At 73.8% G+C, this 20,234-nt stretch carries 22 protein-coding genes; 14 read left to right on the forward strand and 8 right to left on the reverse strand.

Features of this window, described 5'->3' with window-relative positions; all coding sequences use genetic code 11:
* Positions 1–9: 9 nt before the first annotated feature.
* Genes HOO61_RS17205 through HOO61_RS17230 form a run of 6 tightly spaced genes read right to left on the reverse strand, consistent with a single transcriptional unit; the run spans position 10 to position 4,672 of the window.
* Complete coding sequence (locus HOO61_RS17205) at positions 10–999, reverse strand: nucleoside hydrolase (RefSeq protein WP_172260666.1); 990 nt, start codon at positions 997–999, stop codon at positions 10–12.
* On the reverse strand, positions 996–1,898 hold the full coding sequence (locus tag HOO61_RS17210) for a hypothetical protein (RefSeq protein WP_172260668.1): 903 nt from the start codon (positions 1,896–1,898) through the stop codon (positions 996–998). Before HOO61_RS17210 ends, HOO61_RS17205 begins: the two co-directional genes overlap by 4 nt.
* Complete coding sequence (locus HOO61_RS17215) at positions 1,895–2,443, reverse strand: hypothetical protein (RefSeq protein WP_172260670.1); 549 nt, start codon at positions 2,441–2,443, stop codon at positions 1,895–1,897. Before HOO61_RS17215 ends, HOO61_RS17210 begins: the two co-directional genes overlap by 4 nt.
* Positions 2,440–3,306, reverse strand: coding sequence for an ABC transporter ATP-binding protein (locus HOO61_RS17220; RefSeq protein WP_172260672.1), 867 nt, complete (start codon positions 3,304–3,306; stop codon positions 2,440–2,442). Before HOO61_RS17220 ends, HOO61_RS17215 begins: the two co-directional genes overlap by 4 nt.
* On the reverse strand, positions 3,303–4,109 hold the full coding sequence (locus HOO61_RS17225; RefSeq protein ID WP_172260674.1) for a hypothetical protein: 807 nt from the start codon (positions 4,107–4,109) through the stop codon (positions 3,303–3,305). The genes HOO61_RS17220 and HOO61_RS17225 overlap by 4 nt, the downstream gene beginning before the upstream one ends.
* Entirely contained in the window at positions 4,106–4,672 is a 567-nt protein-coding gene (locus HOO61_RS17230; protein WP_172260676.1) for an RNA polymerase sigma factor, read from the reverse strand. The genes HOO61_RS17225 and HOO61_RS17230 overlap by 4 nt, the downstream gene beginning before the upstream one ends.
* Before the next feature lie 170 nt (positions 4,673–4,842).
* On the opposite strand from HOO61_RS17230, the gene HOO61_RS17235 reads away from it, so the two are divergent.
* The 13 genes from HOO61_RS17235 (at position 4,843) to HOO61_RS17295 (ending at position 16,938) form a co-directional block, all read left to right on the forward strand.
* Positions 4,843–5,340 (forward strand): superoxide dismutase family protein, encoded by a 498-nt coding sequence (locus HOO61_RS17235; RefSeq protein ID WP_172260678.1) that lies wholly within the window; start codon positions 4,843–4,845, stop codon positions 5,338–5,340.
* Between the two features lie 205 nt (positions 5,341–5,545).
* A complete protein-coding gene (locus tag HOO61_RS17240) occupies positions 5,546–6,073 on the forward strand; it encodes a DinB family protein (protein ID WP_172260680.1) in 528 nt (175 codons plus the stop codon).
* Positions 6,070–6,699, forward strand: coding sequence for a class I SAM-dependent methyltransferase (locus HOO61_RS17245; protein ID WP_172260682.1), 630 nt, complete (start codon positions 6,070–6,072; stop codon positions 6,697–6,699). Before HOO61_RS17240 ends, HOO61_RS17245 begins: the two co-directional genes overlap by 4 nt.
* On the forward strand, positions 6,696–6,890 hold the full coding sequence (locus HOO61_RS17250; RefSeq protein WP_172260684.1) for a DUF3046 domain-containing protein: 195 nt from the start codon (positions 6,696–6,698) through the stop codon (positions 6,888–6,890). Before HOO61_RS17245 ends, HOO61_RS17250 begins: the two co-directional genes overlap by 4 nt.
* A complete protein-coding gene (locus HOO61_RS17255) occupies positions 6,887–8,143 on the forward strand; it encodes an MFS transporter (protein ID WP_172260686.1) in 1,257 nt (418 codons plus the stop codon). Before HOO61_RS17250 ends, HOO61_RS17255 begins: the two co-directional genes overlap by 4 nt.
* Positions 8,144–8,360: 217 nt before the next feature.
* Entirely contained in the window at positions 8,361–9,413 is a 1,053-nt protein-coding gene (gene recA / locus HOO61_RS17260) for a recombinase RecA (RefSeq protein ID WP_172260688.1), read from the forward strand.
* 94 nt (positions 9,414–9,507) lie between these two features.
* Entirely contained in the window at positions 9,508–10,269 is a 762-nt protein-coding gene (locus tag HOO61_RS17265; RefSeq protein ID WP_172260690.1) for a regulatory protein RecX, read from the forward strand.
* Positions 10,270–10,411: 142 nt separating this feature from the next.
* Positions 10,412–10,903 (forward strand): phosphoribosyltransferase, encoded by a 492-nt coding sequence (locus HOO61_RS17270; RefSeq protein ID WP_172260692.1) that lies wholly within the window; start codon positions 10,412–10,414, stop codon positions 10,901–10,903.
* Positions 10,887–11,651 carry a GNAT family N-acetyltransferase gene (locus tag HOO61_RS17275; RefSeq protein ID WP_172260694.1) on the forward strand — a complete coding sequence of 255 codons (765 nt, stop codon included), beginning with the start codon at positions 10,887–10,889 and terminating at the stop codon, positions 11,649–11,651. The genes HOO61_RS17270 and HOO61_RS17275 overlap by 17 nt, the downstream gene beginning before the upstream one ends.
* A 7-nt stretch (positions 11,652–11,658) precedes the next feature.
* A complete protein-coding gene (locus HOO61_RS17280; protein ID WP_253942526.1) occupies positions 11,659–12,510 on the forward strand; it encodes a polyphosphate kinase 2 family protein in 852 nt (283 codons plus the stop codon).
* Positions 12,507–13,283, forward strand: a complete 777-nt coding sequence (locus tag HOO61_RS17285; protein ID WP_367650226.1) for a HipA family kinase — start codon at positions 12,507–12,509, stop codon at positions 13,281–13,283. Before HOO61_RS17280 ends, HOO61_RS17285 begins: the two co-directional genes overlap by 4 nt.
* Positions 13,280–13,666: a DUF3037 domain-containing protein gene (locus tag HOO61_RS17290; RefSeq protein ID WP_172260696.1), complete on the forward strand. Its 387-nt coding sequence runs from the start codon at positions 13,280–13,282 to the stop codon at positions 13,664–13,666. Before HOO61_RS17285 ends, HOO61_RS17290 begins: the two co-directional genes overlap by 4 nt.
* Before the next feature lie 71 nt (positions 13,667–13,737).
* Positions 13,738–16,938 carry an AAA family ATPase gene (locus tag HOO61_RS17295; RefSeq protein WP_172260698.1) on the forward strand — a complete coding sequence of 1,067 codons (3,201 nt, stop codon included), beginning with the start codon at positions 13,738–13,740 and terminating at the stop codon, positions 16,936–16,938.
* Here HOO61_RS17295 and HOO61_RS24990 read toward each other — a convergent pair.
* Together HOO61_RS24990 and HOO61_RS24265 are read right to left on the reverse strand one after the other, a co-directional pair.
* Positions 16,875–17,669 (reverse strand): glycosyltransferase, encoded by a 795-nt coding sequence (locus HOO61_RS24990; RefSeq protein WP_367650243.1) that lies wholly within the window; start codon positions 17,667–17,669, stop codon positions 16,875–16,877. The genes HOO61_RS17295 and HOO61_RS24990 overlap by 64 nt on opposite strands.
* Positions 17,666–18,991, reverse strand: a complete 1,326-nt coding sequence (locus HOO61_RS24265) for an alpha/beta fold hydrolase (RefSeq protein WP_253942527.1) — start codon at positions 18,989–18,991, stop codon at positions 17,666–17,668. Before HOO61_RS24265 ends, HOO61_RS24990 begins: the two co-directional genes overlap by 4 nt.
* A 131-nt stretch (positions 18,992–19,122) precedes the next feature.
* On the opposite strand from HOO61_RS24265, the gene HOO61_RS17305 reads away from it, so the two are divergent.
* The gene (locus tag HOO61_RS17305) at positions 19,123–20,229 is read left to right on the forward strand and encodes a trans-aconitate 2-methyltransferase (RefSeq protein WP_216659047.1); all 1,107 of its coding nucleotides are present in this window, start codon (positions 19,123–19,125) and stop codon (positions 20,227–20,229) included.
* The last annotated feature ends 5 nt before the right edge of the window (positions 20,230–20,234 follow it).

Below are 20,234 nucleotides of genomic sequence, written 5' to 3' on the forward strand. Positions count from 1 at the left end.
GCCGGCCGGTCACCGGAAGACCTCGTGGTAGAGGCGGTCCAGGGCTGCCGTGTCGAGGCTGGTCACCACGCGGACGGGTCCGTCACCGGTCCGCGCGAGCCGGCCGCGGTCGTCGGTCGTGTCGACGATCCAGGCCCCCGACCGGGTGGTCGCGGCCGAGCCGTCGACAAAGATGCCGGCGGTGGCGAGATCCCAGTACTTCGGGGACTCGAACCCAGGAACGCGGCCGAGCCCACCGACGACCGGGCCGGCCAGCCCGTCCGGAGCGCCGGGCGGCACCGGGTCGTCAGGGACCACGGTCACCGGCACGGGTCCGGCCAGCACCTCCGCGAACGGCACCGGGTCCGCCCCGGCGTTCCACTCGGCCACCCCGTCGGCGTGCGAGTCGCTGTCGACCGTGCCCGCCATGGTGGTGACGCCGCCCAGTCGGGCGTACGCCGCAGGCTGCTCGCGCATCACCGCGGCCACCTCGGTCAGAGGGCCGAGCGCGACGACCTCGAGGCCGCGATGGCGTCGAGCCAGCCGGGCGATGAGCTCGTCGGCCGGGGCACGGACCGGTTCGAGGTCGCCGTCGGTGGGGTCGCGCGGCAGCCCGCTGTTCATCAGCGCCCCGGCGCCCCACTCGGGCGGGAACATCGTCCCGTCCTCACCGCGCGGCGTGGTGCCGCAGGCCACCGGCGGTGGCTCCGTACCGAGCGCCTCGAAGAAGTCGCTCAGCAGTCCGATACCACGGCAATCGAGCTGGCCCGTCGTCGGCACGGTCACGGCGACGACCTCGACCGCGGGGTGGCGCAGCAGGAGGGCGAGCGCGGCGAGGTCGTCGGGAGCGAGGTCGGTGTCGACGACGACCGGCGTCGCGGCCGGGTGCTTCGCGGCGGCGGGCGCCATCGGCCCGGGCGTGAAGACCTCTCCGTCGACGTCCGAGGCCGCGGGGGTGCAGGCCGCGAGCGCGGCGACGACGAGCGGGACGAGCGCGAGGAGGGGCAGGCGACGCCTCACGGGATCACCACATGCTGGCCGACGATGCCGGTCACGGCCAGGACCGCACCGACGAGGAGCAGGGCACGCCGCCCGGACCTCGGCCAGGCAGCGGCCAGCAACAGGGAGGTGAGCCCGAGCAGCCACACGTCGTGCCACCACGAGAGCGCCGGCGAGATCCACTGCCGCTCCCAGCCGCCGCTGGTGTGCGGAGCGCCGACGAGCAACCAGTCGGAGGGGAAGGACAGCGGGTCGGCCGTCGCCGGGCCGACCGGGAGGTGGATGGGTTGCACCTGGAGGATCGAGAACGGCGTGACCGCGGGCCCACCGAACAGCCAGTAGACCATCACCACGAACCACATGACGAACAGCAGGGGCACGATGGCGACGAGCCGGGACATCCGCCGGCCCATGGCGGCGCCGACGGCGATGGCGAGCAGCGAGAGGACGACCAGCTGCGACAGCTCGGCGGTGGTGTGGAAGGCCTCGGTGGTGCGTCCGGGCTCCATGCCGAGCCACAGGCCGCCCAGGTCCCGCTCGCGCCACGCCACCAGGGCGGCATACGCCGCCGCCACTGCGACGAAGGGCAGCGCCGCGAGCAGCCGGGCGAGCGTGCGCCGAGCCTCCGACACGGGTGCGGCAGGGGCGATGTCGTGGCGCGCCCGGTGGAACGGCACGGCTACGGCGACCGAGATGCCGAACAGCAGCGACACGACGGAGGGGATGATCGCCTCGTACGACGAGCCGGGCCACTCGCCCGGCTCGGGTTCGACCGTCCACATCCCCCAGGTCGCGAGCGCCAGGAAGAGCCACGGCACGGGGTTGCGCAGCATCCTGCGCGCCTCCGTCACGACCAGAGCGCGCGTCACCCGCGGCGAGGTGAGCGTTGCCGTCGTGCTCCTGGCCAGCGTCGTGCTCATCGGCGGTGCCCCGCGACGCAGACGAGCGTGGCACCGGCCAGCACCCACCACGGGTCCGTCCACCACCACGCGATCGCGTCCCCGACCGTGCCGCTCGGCACGACCTGGTCCAGCGCGAACAGCACCGGGGGAGTCGAGGCTCCCAGGAGCACTGCTCGCCGCTGCGGCGCCCACAGTGCGACAGCCACCCCGCACGCAGACAGGGCCAGCAGCGGGCCGGGGCCGGACGCCTCCGCGTTGGCCAGCGAGTCCACGAGCGTCCACACCACCACCGCCGGCAGGCCGACCAGGACCAGGCGCAGCACCCGGCGCTGCATGACCGACACCGGGACCGCCGACAGCAGCGCGGCGGCGGGGTCGTGCAGGCCTGAGACGATGGTCCCGGCCAGCCCGGCCGCGGCGATCGCGAGCACCAAGTCGGCGGGCCGGTCGGCGGACCGGGCGAGCACGGCGGCAGCGATGAGGAGGGCCGCGAGGCCGGTCGCCGGGGCCCAGCGGATGGCTCGTGCGGTGGGAACGGCCGCCTGTACGAGCACGGTGCTCACCGGGTCAGCCTCGTCACGAGCAGGTAGCCGTCGTCCACGGTGGGAGCGGCCGCGGTGGCGCCGGCCGGCGGGGTGCCGACGTGGCGGCGCGTGCCCGGGCCGGTCAGCCACGAACGCAGCGCAGTCGGCTCCTCGACGTCGGACTCCCACACCCGGCCCTCGGCCTCCCCGGCGAGCTGGGCGGGAGTGCCCGACCAGCAGATCCGGCCGCGGTCCATGACGAGGACCTGCTGGCACAGCGCCGCCACCTCGGCCGTGTTGTGCGTCGAGAGCACGACGCAGCCGCGGTGCGACGTCTCGGCCAGCACCGATCGCAGGGCGATGCGCTGCTCGGGGTCGAGTCCCGTGGCCGGCTCGTCGAGGACGAGGAGGTCGGGGGCGCCGACGAGCGCAGCCGCGAGCGCCACCCGCTGCTGCATGCCGCCCGACAGCGTGCGGATGCGCTTGTGCATCCGGTCGCCGAGGCCGACTGCCTCAAGGATCGCTGCCGCCTCGCGCCTGCGCCGGGTCGCGTCCGTGTGCTCCTTCAGGATCGCGACGTAGTCCACCATCTCGAGCGGAGTGAACCCGCCGTAGAGCCGGGGTGACTGCGGGAGGTAGCCGAGCCGTCGCCGCAGCTCGGTGCGTGCGGCGGGATGGGCGGGGTCATGGCCCAGCAGCGACAGGGTTCCCCGGTCGGGGGCCAGCACAGTGGCCAGGATGCGCAGCAACGTCGTCTTCCCGGCCCCGTTGGGTCCGAGGACGCCCACGATGCCTCGTCCGAGGTGGAGGTCGACGTGGTCGACCGCGGTGAGCGAGCCGAAGCGCTTGGTGACGCCGGCGGCCTCGAGCAGCGTGCCCGTGGCCGTGTGGGTGGTGGTCATACGTTCCTCCGGTAGGCGACGGCGTCGCGACGGGCGATGGTGAGCGCGATCGCGCCGAGCGCGATCGCGAGGGCCGTGAGCTGGGTGGGTGCCGAGGCGACGAGGTGGCTGACCAGGTCGGCGGGCAGCCTGCGCGAGGCAGCCGGCCACGACACCGCCACGGCCCAGGCCGAGCCCAGCGACGCGGCGACGACCGAGGGGTCCAGCCGCGTGGTGCCGGCCAGGGCCACGAGCGAGGCGAGGGCGGCACCGGGCAGCAGCCAGCCGAAGGCCACCGAGGTGGGGAGGCCGACCAGCACCGCCACGCCGACGCCGATCGGGACGGCGGGCAGAGCGACCAGCAGCGCCCGCGCCGCGATGACCCGGAGCCCGGCCCGTGGCGTGGCGAGGACGAGCTCGCCCGCCGGCTCGGCGTGGCGGCTGTAGGTGAGCGCGACCGCGGCCAGCGGTGCGGCGGGCGCCAGGGCCATGAACACGGGGAGGCGGAGGCCGAGCACGGAGACGATGACGGGCAGCGCGAGCAGCAGCAGGATCGAGGCGAGCCAAGCCATCCGCAGCCCGGGTGTGGCGAGTCCGAGGCGCAGCAGCGGTGTGGAACGCGGTCGGTCGATCCGGTCGGCCAGCGCCTGCCACCGGCGTGCGGAGTCACTCGCGGCCTCGCCTGCGGAGAGGGCCGTCGTACGGCGCCGGCACTCCTCGCAACGCAGCAGGTGGGACTCGACGGAGGCGGCGAGCAGGGGCGCCGCGCCGCCCGCGGCCCACGACCGGAGCGTCTCGTCGTCGGCGTGCCAGGTCTGCGTCACAGCAGTCCCTCCCTCAGCTCGGTGCGAGCACGGCTCATCCGGCTCTTGACGGTGCCGCTCGGGATCCCGAGCAGCGCGGCGGCCTCACGCGTGGTCAACCCGTCCAGGACGGTGGCCTGGACGACGGCCTGGAGGTCGGGGGAGAGGCGCGAGAAGGCGAGGCCGACGTCGCTGTGCTCGACCCGGGCGAGCACCTCCTCCTCCGCGGAGACGGCAGGCGAGCTGCGGAGGTTCCGCAGGCGCTCCACGACGTTGGCGCGCGGGCGCAGCTGGTGGAGCAGCGAGCGCACGGCGATGCCCCACAGCCACGCCGCCACCTCGCCGTCGCCCCGCCAACCGGACGGCTTGCGCCAGACCGCGAGGAACGTGTCCTGCACGGCGGTGTCGACGATCGCCGGGTCGGCGCACCGTCGTGACAGCCGGATGGCCAGCCACGGCTCGTGACGCGCGAACAGCTCGTGCAGCGCACCGCGGTCGGCCTCCGCCACCGCGGCCAGCAGCTCGGCGTCGGACCGGTCGTCGGCGCCCTCGCGGGCGTCCCAGCCGGTGTCGTCCACTCCCATCACGTCTCATAGTGGCGCCGACCCCCGCGATCGGTTCACGCGCACCGCCGAGTCGTGAGCCGGTCCAGACCGGCATGAACCGAACACCGGTCCCGGAGGCACCTCCTGATGGCGGCCCGCCCGGTCCGCCGAGGCGAGCTCGGAGAGCCCAGAAGCGGAGGAGGACCCAGATGTACCGGAAGAGAGCAGGACTGGCAGCGGCAGCTGTGCTGGTCGCAGTGCCGGCAGCGGCGATGGCGGCGGGCGTCGCGGTCGACCACGGCCACGGTCCCACGGTCGTGCACGACACGACGTACGAGCAGATCAGGACGCAGGTGCACGCCTGGTCGAGCGACGGGACGACCCGCGTCCGCCTCATGGTGACCGGGCTGCCGGCCGGTCGGACGTTCGGCGCGCACGTGCACACGGGCACCTGCGGGGCGGACCCGCTCGCCTCAGGAGGTCACTACCAGCACTCCACCGACCCGAGCGTGCCGCTGGCAGAGCGGGAGGCCTGGCTCGACGTGACGTCCGACGCCAACGGTCGAGGAGTGGCCACCACGACTGTGCCGTGGGCCTTCGCTCCCGGCAGTGCCGGATCGGTCGTCATCCACGCCCAGCCGACCAACACCACCACCGGCGCAGCTGGCGCCCGCCTGGCCTGCACGAGCGTGGAGTTCGGCGGCTGACCTCCGGGTGTGGGCGTGCGCCGGCTTCGGCCGGGATGTGGATGAGTGGCGTAGCCGGTGACGGCGCCGTCAGCATTGGCGGTGAGGAGGTGACCACCCTCGTCGCCGAGCCTCGTCCCACAGCTCCGGCAGGTCGGCGGGAAGTGCGCGGCGGATGGCCGTTCCACGCATTGTCCCCGTCGTCAGGGCTGGTTGGATGACGGCCATGAGCATCACGCCCGACACCAAGGACTGGACCTGGGTCCTCGAGCGGCCCTGCCCGGAGTGCGGCTTCGAGTCGGCGACCCACGAGGTGTCCGACCTGCCCGGGCTGCTCGAGCAGACCGCCGCCCGGTGGGCGCAGGTGCTGGGCCGCGGGGACGTCTCGGAGCGCCCCGAGCCGGGCGTCTGGTCGGCGCTGGAGTACGCGTGCCACGTCCGCGACGTGCACGTCCTCTTCGCCGAGCGCGTGCGCCTGATGCTGGACGAGGACGGACCCACGTTCGCCAACTGGGACCAGGACGCCACGGCCGTCGAGCGCGACTACGGCAGCCAGGACCCCGAGGTGGTCGCGACCGAGCTGGTCGCGGCCGGACGGGAGGTCGCGTCGCTCTACGCGACCGTCACCGACGCCACGCGCGGACGGAGGGGGCTGCGGTCCAACGGTGACGAGTTCACCGTGGAGAGCCTCGGTCGCTACCACCTGCACGACGTGGTGCACCACCTGCACGACGTGGGGGCGGACGCCGGGTGAGGGAGACGATCGAGGCCTACGACCGCGACGCAGAGGCGTACGCCGCCCGCACGGTGGCGATGCCCGACTCGGTGCGCGCCGACATGGAGGATCTCGCCACGCGGCTCGGCCCGGGCGCGCGCGTCCTCGAGATCGGCTCCGGTGGTGGTCGCGAGGCCCTGCTGATGGAGGAGCTCGGGCTGGCGGTGCGGCGCACCGACGTCACCCCCGGCTTCGTCGACCTGCTGCGCGGGCAGGGGCATGCCTGCGACCTCCTCGATCCGCTGGTCGACGACCTGGTCCCGCCCGACGGTCCGCCCGGCGTTCCGTACGACGCCGTGTGGGCCAACGCCTCGCTGCTCCACGTCGACCGGCGCGACCTGCCGACGGTGCTCTCCCGGCTCGCCGACGTCACCCGGCCCGGGGGCCTCCTCCGGGCCTCGTTCAAGGAGGGCGACGGAGAGGGCTGGTCCACCCACGGGACGATCAGCGCGCCGCGGCACTTCACCTACTGGCGGGCGCCGGACCTCGAGGTCGTCACGGCGGGCTCGGGCTGGAGCGACGTCGTGGTCCGTAGGGGTCTCGAGGGCGACCGGGGGGAGACCTGGCTCGGGCTGTCGGCGGTCCGTGATGAGGTGTCGGCATGAGGCACACGGAGTTCTGGGCGCGTCTCGACGAGGTCCTCGGGCGGGCCTACTCGCGCACCTGGGCCGAGCTGACGGTCGTGCGCGACCTGGGCGGTCGGACCACCCAGGAGGCGCTCGACGCCGGCGTGCCGCCCAAGCAGGTGTGGGCGGCCGTGCGCCGCCAGCTCGAGCTGCCGGACAGCGAGCGATGACCACGGGGACCCACGCAGGACTCACCGTCGCGGACGTCCAGCGTCGCACGGTCCGCACGCTCGTCGTCTCCCAGGCGGTGGGTGCCGTCGGCGTCACCATCGGCGTCGCGACGGCCTCGTTGCTGGCACGCGACATCTCCGGCAGCGAGACCATGGCCGGGCTCGCGCAGACCTTCCAGGTACTCGGCACGGCAGCGGCGGCCTACGGTCTCGCGCACGTGATGCGGCGCCGCGGTCGACGCGTCGGCCTGGTCGCGGGCTACCTGATCGGCGCGACCGGTGCGGTCCTGGCCGTCGTCGCCGGTGTCGTCGACTCGATGACGGTGCTGCTCCTCGGCGCGGTGATGCTGGGCGCGACCACGGCCGTCAACAACGGCTCGCGCTACGCCGCCACCGACCTCGCGCCCGAGGAGCACCGTGCGCGGGCGCTGTCGGTCGTGGTGTGGGCCACGACCGTCGGTGCCGTCGCCGGTCCCAACCTCACCGGTGCGGGCGCCGCCGTGGCGCGCTCGATGGGCGTGCCCGAGCTGACCGGCGGCTTCGCCATCGGCGCCGTGGTGCTGGTCGTGGCGGCCGCCTGGCTGTGGTGGCGCCTGCGACCCGATCCCCTCCTCCTCTCGCAGGAGACGGCGGGTGTCAGGCCCGGCGCCGGGCCCGAACCCCATGGCCGGTCGTGGGGCCGCTTCGTCGCCGTCGTGCGCGACGTACCGGCCGTCGGTGCCGCGGTGGTGGCCATGGCCTGCGCGCACGCGGCGATGGTGACCGTGATGATCATGACGCCGCTCCACATGGAGCACGGCGGTGCCGAGCTCGAGATCATCGGCTTCGTCATCTCGGTCCACGTGCTCGGGATGTTCGCCTTCTCGCCCGTCGTCGGCTGGGCGGCCGACCGCTTCGGTCGCAGCGGCGTCCTGGTCACCGGCGGCGTCGTCCTGCTCGTCTCGCTCGCGCTGTGCGGACTCTCGCCGCAGGGGACCTCGTGGCAGATCTTCGCGGGGCTCTTCCTCCTCGGCCTCGGCTGGTCCTGCGCCACCGTCGCCGCGTCCACGGTCATCGCCGACCGCACCCCCCTCGACGCCCGCACCGACGTGCAGGGCACCTCCGACATGGCGATGGCGCTCACCGCCGCGGGTGGAGGGGCCCTCGCCGGGGTGATCGTCGGCTGGCTGGGCTATCCCGCGCTGGCGATGTTCGCCGCGCTGCTCGCCGGGGCGGTCGTGGTCGCCGGCACGGTCACCCGCCGCCACTCCTGAGCCCGGCCCGACCGTCCGCGACTGTCCGCGACCGGGTGGCGACACGCCGGGCGAGGAGCGCGCGTCGAACACCTGTTCGGGCTACTGTTCGTCCACAGGTACGACGAGGGGCGAGGTTGTCCACAGCGTTCGACCGTCCTGATCAGGGACTGTCGGTGGCTCGCCCTAGCGTCGCAGACGTACCTCACACGACACGACGACAAGACGGGACACAGCAATGGCTGGAGCAGACCGCGAGAAGGCCCTCGACGCCGCGCTCGCACAGGTGGAGAAGCAGTTCGGCAAGGGCTCGGTCATGCGACTGGGCGACGAGACGCGGGCCCCGCTCGAGGTGATCCCCACGGGGTCGATCGCCCTCGACGTGGCGCTCGGCCTGGGCGGCCTGCCGCGCGGACGTGTCGTGGAGATCTACGGTCCGGAGTCCTCCGGAAAGACCACGGTCGCCCTCCACGCGGTGGCCAGCGCGCAGGCCGCCGGCGGCATCGTCGCCTTCATCGACGCCGAGCACGCCCTCGACCCCGACTACGCCAAGGCCCTCGGTGTCGACACCGACGCGCTCCTGGTCTCCCAGCCCGACTCCGGTGAGCAGGCGCTCGAGATCGCCGACATGCTGATCCGCTCCGGTGCGCTGTCGCTGATCGTCATCGACTCGGTGGCCGCGCTCGTGCCCCGCGCCGAGATCGAGGGCGAGATGGGCGACAGCCACGTCGGCCTCCAGGCCCGTCTGATGAGCCAGGCGCTGCGCAAGATGACCGGTGCCCTCAACAACTCCGGCACCACCGCGATCTTCATCAACCAGCTGCGCGAGAAGATCGGCGTGATGTTCGGCTCCCCGGAGACCACGACCGGTGGTCGCGCGCTGAAGTTCTACTCCTCGGTGCGCCTCGACGTGCGTCGTATCGAGACGCTCAAGGACGGCACCGACATGGTCGGCAACCGCACCCGCGTCAAGGTCGTGAAGAACAAGGTCGCGCCGCCGTTCAAGCAGGCCGAGTTCGACATCATGTACGGCAAGGGCATCAGTCGTGAGGGCGGCCTGATCGACGTGGGCGTCGAGGCAGGCCTGATCCGCAAGGCCGGCGCCTGGTACACCTACGAGGGCGACCAGCTCGGCCAGGGCAAGGAGAACTCGCGCAACTTCCTGCGCGACAACCCCGACCTCGCCAACGAGATCGAGAAGCTCATCCTCGAGAAGCTGGGCGTGACTCCGGCCGTCGACAAGCCCGGTGACGACCTGAGCGACGAGCCCATCGGGGTCAATGACTTCTGACCGCGTCGCGCGGGCAGGTTGAGCAAGCGTTCCGCCGAGCCTGCGAGGCGGAATCTGCGCGTCGAAACCAGCCGCTCGGTCGGAGGATCCAACGATGAGCACCGCAGAGAACCGTCCGGCGCCCGACTGGGTCGGTGACGTCGGGCTCGGGGTGCAGGCGTGGGTGGGGGAGACCCCATCCACGCCCGCCGAGCAGCGTCCGACCCGTCCGGGCGGTGGAGGTGACGGGGGCGAGCGTCGCGCCGGGCGCTCGGGCGGGAGGAAGGGCAAGGCCGGCAAGGGCGGACGCGGCCGCACCCGGACGTGGGAGGAGCGGGAGGCGGCCAGGGTCGCCCGCGAGGAGGCCGCAGCTGCGGAGGTCGAGGCCGACCCGGAGGCGGTGGCGCGCAAGATCCTGCTCGACACGCTGACCGGACAGGCCCGCTCGCGGCAGGAGCTGGCCGACAAGCTCGCCAAGCGGGGAGTCCCCGACGAGCTGGCCGCCCGGCTGCTCGACCGCTTCACCGAGGTCGGGCTGGTCGACGACGCCGCCTACGCCCGCCAGTGGGTGGAGAGCCGGCACCGCAGCCGGGGACTGGCGCCCCGGGCACTGGCCCAGGAGCTGCGCCGCAAGGGCATCGACGACGAGGACGCCAAGACCGCGCTGGAGCAGATCGACGAGGGCGACCAGCGCTCCGCCGCCCGCGCGCTCGTCGACAAGAAGCTGCGCTCGATGCGCGGCCTCGACCACCAGGTGGCCACCCGACGCCTGGCCGGGATGCTCGCCCGCAAGGGCTACGCCGCCGGGCTGGCGTTCTCCGTCGTCCGCGAGGCGCTCGGTGAGGCCGAGGACGACGAGCCGCACCCCGACTTCTGAGGTGCTTCCGTTCGTCGGTTGCGATCCGCAGCGTCATACGGAACCGCACCCATGGGTTCGGATTCGTATGACTCAGCGGCTCGCCGACGGGGCGGCCCGGGCACCCTTCCATGCGAGCACCGTGCTCTGGTGGGATGGACCCGTGAGCAGCGAGCGCGAGGTCCTCACCTACGACCTCTTCGGCACGGCCACCCGCGAGCTGGCGCAGGAGGTGGCCGACTCGGGATTCCGTCCCGACATGATCCTGGCGATCGCGCGAGGCGGGCTCGCCCTGGGCATGGGGCTGGGCTACGCCCTGGCGGTCAAGAACATCTCGGTCGTCAACGTCGAGTTCTACACCGGCGTCGACCAGCGCCTCGACGTCCCGATCATGCTGCCGCCCACGCCGGCGGCGGTCGACCTGTCGGGCCTGAAGGTGCTCGTCGCCGACGACGTCGCCGACACCGGTCGGACGCTCGAGCTCGTGCACGCGTTCTGCGAGGGTCACGTGGCCGAGGCTCGGACGGTGGTGATCTACGAGAAGCCGCAGTCGGTCATCAAGCCGGACTACTCCTGGCGGAGCACCGAGCGCTGGATCGACTTCCCGTGGTCGGTGCTCCCGCCCGTCGTCGACCCCGATGCCCTCGCCCACTGACGCGCCCGAGACAGGCGCGGCGCCCCGCCCTGTCGTCGTACGCCATGGGGACCGGGAGCTGGCCGGCACGGTTCAGGCGGGGGAGCCGTGGGCAGAGGCCGCGATCCGCATCGCCGCGACGACCGACGGAGAGCCGGTCGCCGACGACCTGTCCGGCGCACGCTTGCGGTTCTTCGTCGAGCCCGACCAGCGGGTGGACCTGCGGGCCATGACGCACGGCGACCTCCCGGCACTGGTCCGCTGGCTGCAGGCCCCGCACGTCCAGCGGTGGTGGCACAACGACGGTGAGCCCACCGTCGACCGCGTGACGAGGTCGTACGGTCCGCGGATCGACGGCACGACGCCGACACGCATGTGGGTGGTGGAGGTCAACGGCCGGTCGATCGGTTTCGTCCAGGACTACCGGATCCGCGACCACCCCGGGTTCGCCCTCCTCACTCCCGACCCCGACGCCATCGGCGTCGACTACGCCATCGGGGAGCCCGGGTGGGTGGGTCGTGGTCTCGGCGCTCGCGTGCTGTGGGCGTGGATGCGACGAGCGCACCGACGCTTCCCCGACGCCACGTCGTACTTCGCCGCACCCCACCACGCCAACGCGGCATCGCTGCGGATCCTCGACAAGGCCGGGTTCACCCGCGGTACGTGGTTCGACGAGCCGCAACGCGACGGCACCACCGCGACGGCCGTGGGCTGCACCCTCGACGTGCGCCGCGTCCTCGGCCGGGCAGCCCCGCCCGGTGCGCCATGATGTGCCCATGACGGACGACATGGCCGCCCACCTGCGCGTGCCGGCGGGACCGGTGGACCTGACCGCGATCGAGACCGACGCGGCACCGGGCTTCGACGGCGACAAGGCCGACGGTCAGGCCGCCCTCGCCGGCATGGGCGAGGAGCTGTCCGACCTGCAGGAGCGGCTCTGGGCGGAGCGCACGGTCGGGTCCGAACGTCGAGTCCTGCTCGTGCTCCAAGGCATGGACACCAGCGGCAAGGGCGGGGTGCTGCGGCACACGATCGGTCTCGTCGACCCGCAGGGCGTCCGGATCACCAGCTTCAAGGCACCCACCGAGGAGGAGAAGCGGCACGACTTCCTCTGGCGCATCGAGAAGGGCCTGCCCGAGGCGGGCTACGTCGGGGTCTTCGACCGCTCGCACTACGAGGACGTCCTCATCGCCCGGGTCCGCGGCTTCGCCGACGCCGACGAGATCGAGCGTCGCTACGGCGCGATCAACGACTTCGAGACCCGGCTCGTCGACGAGGGGTTCTCGATCATCAAGTGCATGCTCCACATCAGCGCCGAGGAGCAGAAGGCCCGGCTGGCCGAGCGGCTCGCCAACCCGGAGAAGCACTGGAAGTACAACCCGGGCGACCTCGACGAGCGCGCGTTGTGGCCCGCCTACCGCGAGGCGTACGAGATCGCGCTCGAGCGCACCAGCACCGACGTCGCGCCGTGGCACGTGGTGCCCTCGGACAAGAAGTGGTTCCGCAACCTCGCCGTCGGCCAGCTCCTCCTCGACACCCTGCGGGGCCTCGACCTGCAGTGGCCCGCCGCCGACTTCGACGTGACGGCCGAGACCGAGCGGCTGGCCGCGGAGGACCCGGTCCAGTGAGCTCCACGGGACTGCCCAGCGTCACCGTCACCCGCTACGTCACCCCGCTCCGCGAGGGCGGAAGCCTGCCTGGCGTGGTGGAGGGCGACGACCTCGGCACCTACGTCTGCAAGTTCCGCGGGGCCGGGCAGGGCGCCAAGGTGCTGGTCGCGGAGGTCATCGTGAGCGCCCTCGCCACCCGATTGGGCCTGCGCACCCCGCGCCTCGTCGTCCTCGACCTCGACCCCGAGCTCGCCCGCTACGAGGCCGACGAGGAGGTGCAGGACCTGCTCAACGCGAGCGTCGGTCCCAACCTCGGCATCGACTTCCTGCCCGGCTCGTTCGGCGTCGACGGGCAGGTGAGTGCGGCAGACGACGAGGGCGCCCGTGTGCTGTGGCTCGACGCGTTCACCGCCAACGTCGACCGGTCGTGGCGCAACCCCAACCTGCTGCTCTGGCACGGCGACCTGTGGGTCATCGACCACGGGGCGTCGCTGTACTTCCACCACGGCTGGCGCTCCGGCGTCACCGACCCCGAGAAGTTCGCCGCCCAGGCGTGGGACGTCGGCGGGCACGTCTTCGAGACCTGCGCGCGTCGAGCCCGGGAGCTCGACGACGAGATCGCGGCAGCGCTCGACCGCGAGGTCTTCGTCGAGGTGCTGGCCGCGGTGCCCGACGTGTGGCTCGAGCCCGTGCCCGGCGCGGAGACGCCCGAGGCCCTGCGGGCGGCGTACGTCGAGTTCCTCGTCGCGCGCCTCGGCACCCGCCAGTGGCTGCCGGAGGTGGCGCGATGACCGCCGCCCGGATGGCCTACCAGTACGTCGTGCTCCGCTGCGTGCCGAGACCGGAGCGCGAGGAGTTCCTCAACGTGGGCGTCGTGCTGCACTGCCAGGCTGCCGACTTCCTCGACGTGGCCTGGTCGGTCGACGCCGAGCGGCTGCGCGCACTGCACCCCGGCATCGACGTCGACCAGGTGTGCGACGCCCTCGCCTTCACCGACCGGGTCTGCCGCGGGGACGAGCGAGCGGGCGAGGCCGCGCGCCAGTCGCTGGGCCAGCGGTTCGGGTTCCTCAAGGCGCCGCGCAGCACCGTGCTCCAGCCCGGCCCGGTCCACGGCGGACTGACCGCCGACCCCGCCCGTCAGCTGGAGCACCTGCGCGAGCGACTCGTCGGCTGAGCCGGGGAGGCCGGGTCGGGACGCCCTGTCCTGTCCTGTCCTCTCCGGTCAGCGAGGCGGATACTCGGCTCGTGAGCACGTACGACGGGGTGGTGCGGCTGCGGCTGTCGTCCACGCTGGCCGTGGACGCGCAGACGGGCTCGCTCACGGGCAACGCGCTGGGCAGCCGCAAGGCGCGCACCCTGCTCGCCCTGCTCGCCTCCGCGCGTGGCGCTCCGGTGGCGACCGAGCGCATCGTCGAGGCGCTGTGGCACGACCATCCGCCCGCCGACCCCGCGGCCAACGTCGCGACGCTGGTCAGTCGCCTGCGGCGCACGGTCGGTCCGGACCTCGTCGTGGGACTGCCGGGGGCGTACGTCCTGGGCGGGGCGTGGTCCGTGGACCTCGAGGAGGCCCGCCAGTGGTGCGTGCAGGCCGTCGGTCGGTCCGCCGCCGGCGAGCACGCCCTCGCCGAGACCGCGGCCGCCGCAGCCCAGGACCTGCTCGGCACCGGGCCGGCGCTGCCGGACGAGGACGACGACGACTGGGTCCTCGAGGTGCGGCGCGAGGCCGACGCCCTGCGTCGCGACGCGCGTCACCAGCGGGTGGCAGCGCTCCTCCCGATCGACCCCGCACGGGCGGTGCCGGTGGCGTCGGCCGGCCCGGCGCCCGACCCGTACGACGAGCGCGCGGTGCGCGACATCATGCGAGCGCTCGCCGCGGACGGGCAGGTCGCCGGTGCGCTCGCGGCGTACGACCGGCTCGCGCGGGCACTGCGCGACGACCTCGGCACCGAGCCCGACCGCGCCTCGGCCGACCTGCAGCTCACCCTGCTCCGCCAGCCGGGACCGACCCCGGCGGACGAGGCCGCACCACGCCGCCCAGCGGACGCCGGCCGCGGGGAGCTCGTGGGTCGGGGCGCGCAGCTCGCCGTGCTCCGCGACGCGTGGAGCTCGGCGGTCGCGGGCGACGACGTGGACCTGGTGCTGGTCGTGGGGGAGGGCGGCATCGGCAAGACCCGACTCCTCGACGCGGTCGCCGAGTGGGTCACCGGCACCGGCGGCCAGGTGCTGCGCGGGCGGTGCCACCCCGCGGAGAGGTCGCTGTTCATCCAGCCGTTCGTGGACGCCCTGCGCCCCGGCCTGGCCGGGTTGTCGCGTGACGCGCTCGAAGCCGTGCTGCGCGACCACGAGGGCGCCTGGGCGTCGCTGCTGCCCGACTTCGGGCCGGTCCTGCGCAACGCACCGGCGCCACCCGCGGACCGCGACCTGCAGCGGCGCGCGACGTACGACGCCGTGCTCGCCGCGCTCCGCCGGCTCGCTGCCGGCCGGCCACTGGCCCTCGTCCTCGACGACCTGCAGGACGCCGGCGCCGCGACGCTCGACCTGCTCGGATACCTCTCACGCCGTCTCGACGGGTCGCGGGTCCTGGTGGTCGGCGCCGTCCGCAGCGAGGACGTCTCGGTCGTCGAGCGTCTGGGGGACCGGGTGCGCCGGGTGCCGCTCGGCCCGCTCGACCCCGACTCCGTCGCCTCGCTCGCGGCGGCGGCCGGGCTCTCGCCGCTCGGGGGGCAGGTCATGGACCGCACGGCCGGACACACGTTGAGCGTGGTGGAGTGCCTGCGGGCGCTGGCGGACGGTGACACCGGAGTGCCGGCCTCGTTGTCGGCGGCCGTGCTCGCCCGCGTCGACCGGCTCGGCGCCGAGGCGCGCTCGGTGGTCGAGGCCGGCGCCGTCCTCCGGCGCCGGCTCGACCCGCGCCTGCTGGCCGGGCTCACCGAGCAGTCGGAGGTCGGTGCCACCCGCCAGGCCGAGGGGCTGGCCCGCGGTGGGCTGTTCGTCCGCAGCGGCGCGCTCTACGAGTTCGCCAACGACCTCTTCCAGGAGTGCGTGTACGCCGCGCTGCCGCCGGCGGTCGCCACGGCCTACCACCGCCGCGCGGCCGACCTCACGGGCGACCGGCCCGAGGTGATGGCCAACCACGCCCACGCCGTCGGCGACGACGCCCGCGCTGCTCGTGGCTGGCTCGTCGCTGCCGAGGAGGCACTGCGCCGGGCCGCGGTGGAGGACGCCCGGACCCTGGTCGAGCGGTGCCTCGCGGTCGAGGAGCTCGCGGGGGAGACGCGCGCACGGGCGCTTCTCGTCCGGGGTCGGGTCCACGAGGCTGCCATGCGGTGGCAGGCCGCGATCGACGACATCGACGCTGCGCTCGCGTGGGCCCGCCGCAGTGGGGAGCGGCGGCTCGAGCTCGCCGCGCTCCGCGCGCGCGGGGGCGACGTCGCGATCGGCGCACAGCTCGCGGCGGACGAGCTCCTCGGTCCGCTCGAGGACGGCGTCCGGATCGCTGCCGATCTGGGTGACCGGAGGGCAGAGGCCGACTTCGCGACCCGGTTGACCGTGCTGGAGGCCAGTCGGCTCCGGCTGGCCGACGCCCGTCGGCGCGCCGACCACGCCCTGGTCCGGGCCCGTGCGGCGGGCTCGGAGGACGGCGTGGTCCTGGCGCTCGACGGCGCGAAGACGGTGGCGTGGTACCTCGGGGACGCGGACGCCCTGGCACCCGTTGTGGCCGAGCTCGAGCCGCTCGTGCGGGCCCGGCACGACGCGTGGCTGCTCCAGTGGGTGGTCTTCGAGTCCGCCGTCGTCCCGGCGGCGCACGGCCAGTGGGACGAGGCGCGGGACCGGGTGGCGCACGCGATCGAGCTCAACCGCCGCAGCGGCTTTCCCGCCTACGCCGGCTACATCCGGGCGTACGACGGCTGGCTCGCGCGCCTCGCGGGCAACCTGGACGACGCGGTCCGACTCGGCCGACGGGCGGTCGATGACACGTCAGCCGTCGACCACCCCTGGTGGCACTCCTGGGCTGCCGGGCTGCTGGCGGCGACCCTGGTCCGCGCGGGTGAGGCGGGGGAGGCGGTGGCGGTCGCCCGCGCCGGGTTGGCCGCACGCAGCGGCACCGCCCGACCGGGGCGGCTGCTGTGTGCCGCCGCCCTCGCGGCGGTCACCGGCGAGCAGGCGTCCGCCGCGGCGGACGCGCTGTCCCGCGTGGACTGCCCGCCCGGTCGGGCGTGGGTGCTCGGCGCGGATGCCTACCTCCTCCTGGCGGGCGCCGCCGTAGCGCGGGGTGACGACGCCGCCGCAGACCGGCTGGTCGCTCCACTGCGGACGGCGACGACCGCGGCGTGGCCCGCGGTGCGCAGGCAGGTCGAGGAGACGGTGCGCGGCACCCCGGGTCAGAGCGCCTCCAGCGCCAGCCGGGCGGCACGCGCGGCCCCGTCGGAGGGCACGGCCAGGTAGTCCACGGGCTGCGCGAGGCAGGCCGCCAGCTCGTCGGCGATCCGGTCGGGGTCGGCGTCGACGTAGCCGAGGGCCCGCCCGGCGCGGTGCCGGTCGAGCCGGTGCCGCACGTGGACCTGCTGCTCGAAGTGGTGCCCCAGGGGGACGTAGATGAACGGCCGGCCTGCCGCGGTGAGCTCCATCGTCGTGCTGAGCCCACCCTGCACGACGGCGACGTCGCAGGCCGCGTGGTGCAGGTCGAGGTCGGGCACGAACCCGTGCACCTCCACGCCGGGCGGCACGTCGAGAGCGTCGGGGTCGATGCGTGGCCCGGCGACGACGACCATGCGCAGGCCGGGCACCCGCTCGCGCGCCGGGGCGTACGCCGCCGCTACCCGCCGGAGCAGGTGGTGGCCGACGCCCGATCCCCCGACCGAGACGACGCACACGACCTCGTCCTCGGCCCAGCCGAACCGCTCGCGCAGCTCACCGCGACGCCCGGGGTCCGGCCGCTCGCCCATCACGTAGCCGGCGAAGTCGAAGTGCTCCTCGGTCCAGGCCCGCGCCGTCGGCAACCCCGGTCCCAGTGGGAGGTCGACCACGTCGTCCGGGTCCCCGACGAAGACCGCGCGGTCCCGCAGCGACGGCGTACGGTCGACGTGCTCGACCATCTCGGCGTTGTAGTCCGCGGCCAGGAACGCCTCGCGCTCGCCCCCGTCCGGCATCGGCACCCAGCCGACGAAGTCGGTCATCCAGACGAACGGTGCGCGCTTGAGCTCGGGGTGCTCGTGCAGGAAGTGGTCGAGGTCCCACGCCTCGTCCCCGACCCACAGGTCGTAGGCCTCGCGCTCGACGAGGTCGTCGAAGACCATGAAGTTGTTGACCAGCACCTCGTCCATGCGGCGTAGGCGTCGAAGGCGTGGAGGTCGTGCTCGCCGGACTCCGCCTCGAAGTGGCCCGACTCGCTGGCCAGCAGGCGCGAGGCCGGGTGCACCACCTCCCCGCGCTGCTCGAGGAACTCCGCCACGGGTGACTGGGTGAGCCACTCGACCTCCAGGTCCGGGCGCTGCTCGCGCATCGCGTCGGCGACGGCCAGGTCGCGCCGGACGTGACCGAGACCGATCGGCGAGGACAGGTAGAGCACCCGCGGCCGACGACGCGGGTGCCGTCGGGGCACGGGTCGCGGCGCCGCCGCTCCGGACACCCGGTCCACCAGGCTCTTGATCGCGCGGTTGACGACGACCGGGTGGCGGGCCATGGGGAGGTGCCCCGACCCCTCGAGCACGAGGTGCTCGGCCCCCGTCCACTCGACCACGCTCCGACTGCGGCCCTGCGGCTGGCAGAGGTCGGCCGTCCCCTGCACGACCAGCACCGGGGCGGAGATGCCGCGCAGGAGGCGCTCGGCCTCGGCCGCGGTGTCGGGAAAGCTCGGCGAGGCAGTCTCGGCCAGGATGACCGCGCCCGTCGTCTCCCGGGTGAAGCCGACGATGTCCTCGAGCTGCTTGGTCGAGTGGGGCTCGGGGAGCATCTGGTCGAAGAAGAACGCGGCGTAGTCGGGCCAGTGGTCGGGCAGGTAGTGGCGGTTGTGGCCCTTCCAGCCCGAGTAGTCGTCCCGCTCCTCGTCGAAGTGCCGCACCGCCTCCAGCCGCACCTCGAACGGGGGCGTCCGGTCGCGCGCCCACGGAGCGACGGCGACCACGCCCAGCACCCGGTCGGGGTGGAGGGCGGCGGTCAGCAGCGCCTGCCAGGCGCTCGCACAGATGCCGACGAGCACGGCGCGGTCGATGCCGAGGTGGTCCAGGACGGCGAGGTGGTCGGCGACCATCGCCAGGTCGCCGTACGCCTCCGGGTCGAGCTCGCGACCGGAGCGGCCGTTGCCGGGCGGGTCGACCGTCACGACCCGCACGTGCTGGGCCAGGTAGGCGACCTGGCCCTTCCATGCCCGGCTGTGCACGCACGTGTCGATCGGCACGAACAGCACCGTGGTGGTCGCCGTGTCGTTGAACGACTCCCACGCCAGCCGCACCCCGTCCGACTCGACGTACCCGCTGCTGTCGGGTTCCCGTGCCCTCATGCAGACCTCCCGCTCCGTGCTCCGAGGGTGGGGCCCCGTGGTTGCAGCGCGGTTGCAATCGCGACGCAACCGGCCCGGCGCACCCTCTGCTGACAAGCATCCACCCGGGATGCCGAGAAGAGGAGACCTCCATGACCACGACCGCAGACCCGGCCGCAGGCTCGACCGAGGACCCGACCGCGCCCGCCATCGACATGGACGCGCTGATGGGCTTCGTCGGCGCCTTCGTCGGGGACCTGGGCGCCACGGTGGGCGCCGGCAACGTGCTGCTCGGTGAGCGGCTCGGCCTCTACCGCGCGCTCGCGGCCGGTCCGACCGACGCGCGGACCCTCGCCGCCGCGACGGGCACCGACCCCCGCTACGTCGAGGAGTGGCTCCGCGGGCAGGCAGCGGGCGGGTACGTCGAGCACGACGCGGCGACCGGCACCTGGTCGATGACCCCGGAGAAGGCGTTCGCCCTCACCGACCCGACCGGGCCGGTGTTCCTGCCGGGTGCCTTCGAGCTGGCGCTGGGCGCGTTGAAGGCGCTCCCCGAGATCGAGCACGCCTTCCGGACCGGCGCTGGCTACGGCTGGCACGAGCACGACCACGACGTGTTCACCGGCTGCGAGCGCTTCTTCCGGCCGGGGTACCTGATGCACCTGCTCCCGGAGTGGATCCCGGCCCTCGAGGGGGTCGAGGCGCGACTCGAGCGGGGGGCCCGGGTCGCCGACCTGGGGTGCGGGCACGGTGCGTCGACGGTCCTGATGGCCCAGGCGTTCCCGGCGAGCACCTTCGTCGGCTCCGACTACCATCGCGCCTCCATCGAGGCCGCCCGGCAGCGGGCGGACGAGGCCGGCGTGGCCGATCGGGTGCGCTTCTACGTCGCCGGGGCGCAGTCCCTGGACGAGCACGACCTCGACCTGGTGACGACGTTCGACTGCCTGCACGACATGGGCGACCCCGTGGGCGCCGCCAGGCACATTCGTGCCTCGCTGGCACCCGACGGCACGTGGATGATCGTCGAGCCCGCCGCCGGCGACACGGTCGCCGACAACCTCAACCCCGTCGGCCGGGTGTTCTACGGCTTCTCGACGTTCCTCTGCGTGCCCAACGCGATGTCCCAGTCGGGCGGCTACGCCCTGGGGGCGCAGGCAGGGGAGGCAGCGATCCGACAGGTCGTCTCCGACGCCGGGTTCACCCGCTTCCGCAGGGTGGCGGAGACGCCGTTCAACCACGTCTACGAGGCCCGTCCCTGACAAGA

The organism is Nocardioides sp. zg-1230 (genome assembly GCF_013155335.1).
GTDB lineage: Bacteria > Actinomycetota > Actinomycetes > Propionibacteriales > Nocardioidaceae > Nocardioides.

Bases quoted from the DNA above. Each gene is read 5' to 3' on its own strand.
- HOO61_RS17265 (WP_172260690.1), top strand. From the start codon at position 9,508: ATGAGCACCGCAGAGAACCGTCCGGCGCCCGACTGGGTCGGTGACGTC.
- HOO61_RS17240 (WP_172260680.1), top strand. From the start codon at position 5,546: ATGAGCATCACGCCCGACACCAAGGACTGGACCTGGGTCCTCGAGCGG.
- HOO61_RS17280 (WP_253942526.1), top strand. From the start codon at position 11,659: ATGACGGACGACATGGCCGCCCACCTGCGCGTGCCGGCGGGACCGGTG.
- HOO61_RS17290 (WP_172260696.1), top strand. From the start codon at position 13,280: ATGACCGCCGCCCGGATGGCCTACCAGTACGTCGTGCTCCGCTGCGTG.
- HOO61_RS24265 (WP_253942527.1), bottom strand. From the start codon at position 18,991: ATGAGGGCACGGGAACCCGACAGCAGCGGGTACGTCGAGTCGGACGGG.
- HOO61_RS17305 (WP_216659047.1), top strand. From the start codon at position 19,123: ATGACCACGACCGCAGACCCGGCCGCAGGCTCGACCGAGGACCCGACC.
- HOO61_RS17210 (WP_172260668.1), bottom strand. From the start codon at position 1,898: ATGAGCACGACGCTGGCCAGGAGCACGACGGCAACGCTCACCTCGCCG.
- HOO61_RS17230 (WP_172260676.1), bottom strand. From the start codon at position 4,672: ATGGGAGTGGACGACACCGGCTGGGACGCCCGCGAGGGCGCCGACGAC.
- HOO61_RS24990 (WP_367650243.1), bottom strand. From the start codon at position 17,669: ATGACCGACTTCGTCGGCTGGGTGCCGATGCCGGACGGGGGCGAGCGC.
- HOO61_RS17250 (WP_172260684.1), top strand. From the start codon at position 6,696: ATGAGGCACACGGAGTTCTGGGCGCGTCTCGACGAGGTCCTCGGGCGG.
- HOO61_RS17220 (WP_172260672.1), bottom strand. From the start codon at position 3,306: ATGACCACCACCCACACGGCCACGGGCACGCTGCTCGAGGCCGCCGGC.
- HOO61_RS17255 (WP_172260686.1), top strand. From the start codon at position 6,887: ATGACCACGGGGACCCACGCAGGACTCACCGTCGCGGACGTCCAGCGT.
- recA (WP_172260688.1), top strand. From the start codon at position 8,361: ATGGCTGGAGCAGACCGCGAGAAGGCCCTCGACGCCGCGCTCGCACAG.
- HOO61_RS17275 (WP_172260694.1), top strand. From the start codon at position 10,887: ATGCCCTCGCCCACTGACGCGCCCGAGACAGGCGCGGCGCCCCGCCCT.
- HOO61_RS17235 (WP_172260678.1), top strand. From the start codon at position 4,843: ATGTACCGGAAGAGAGCAGGACTGGCAGCGGCAGCTGTGCTGGTCGCA.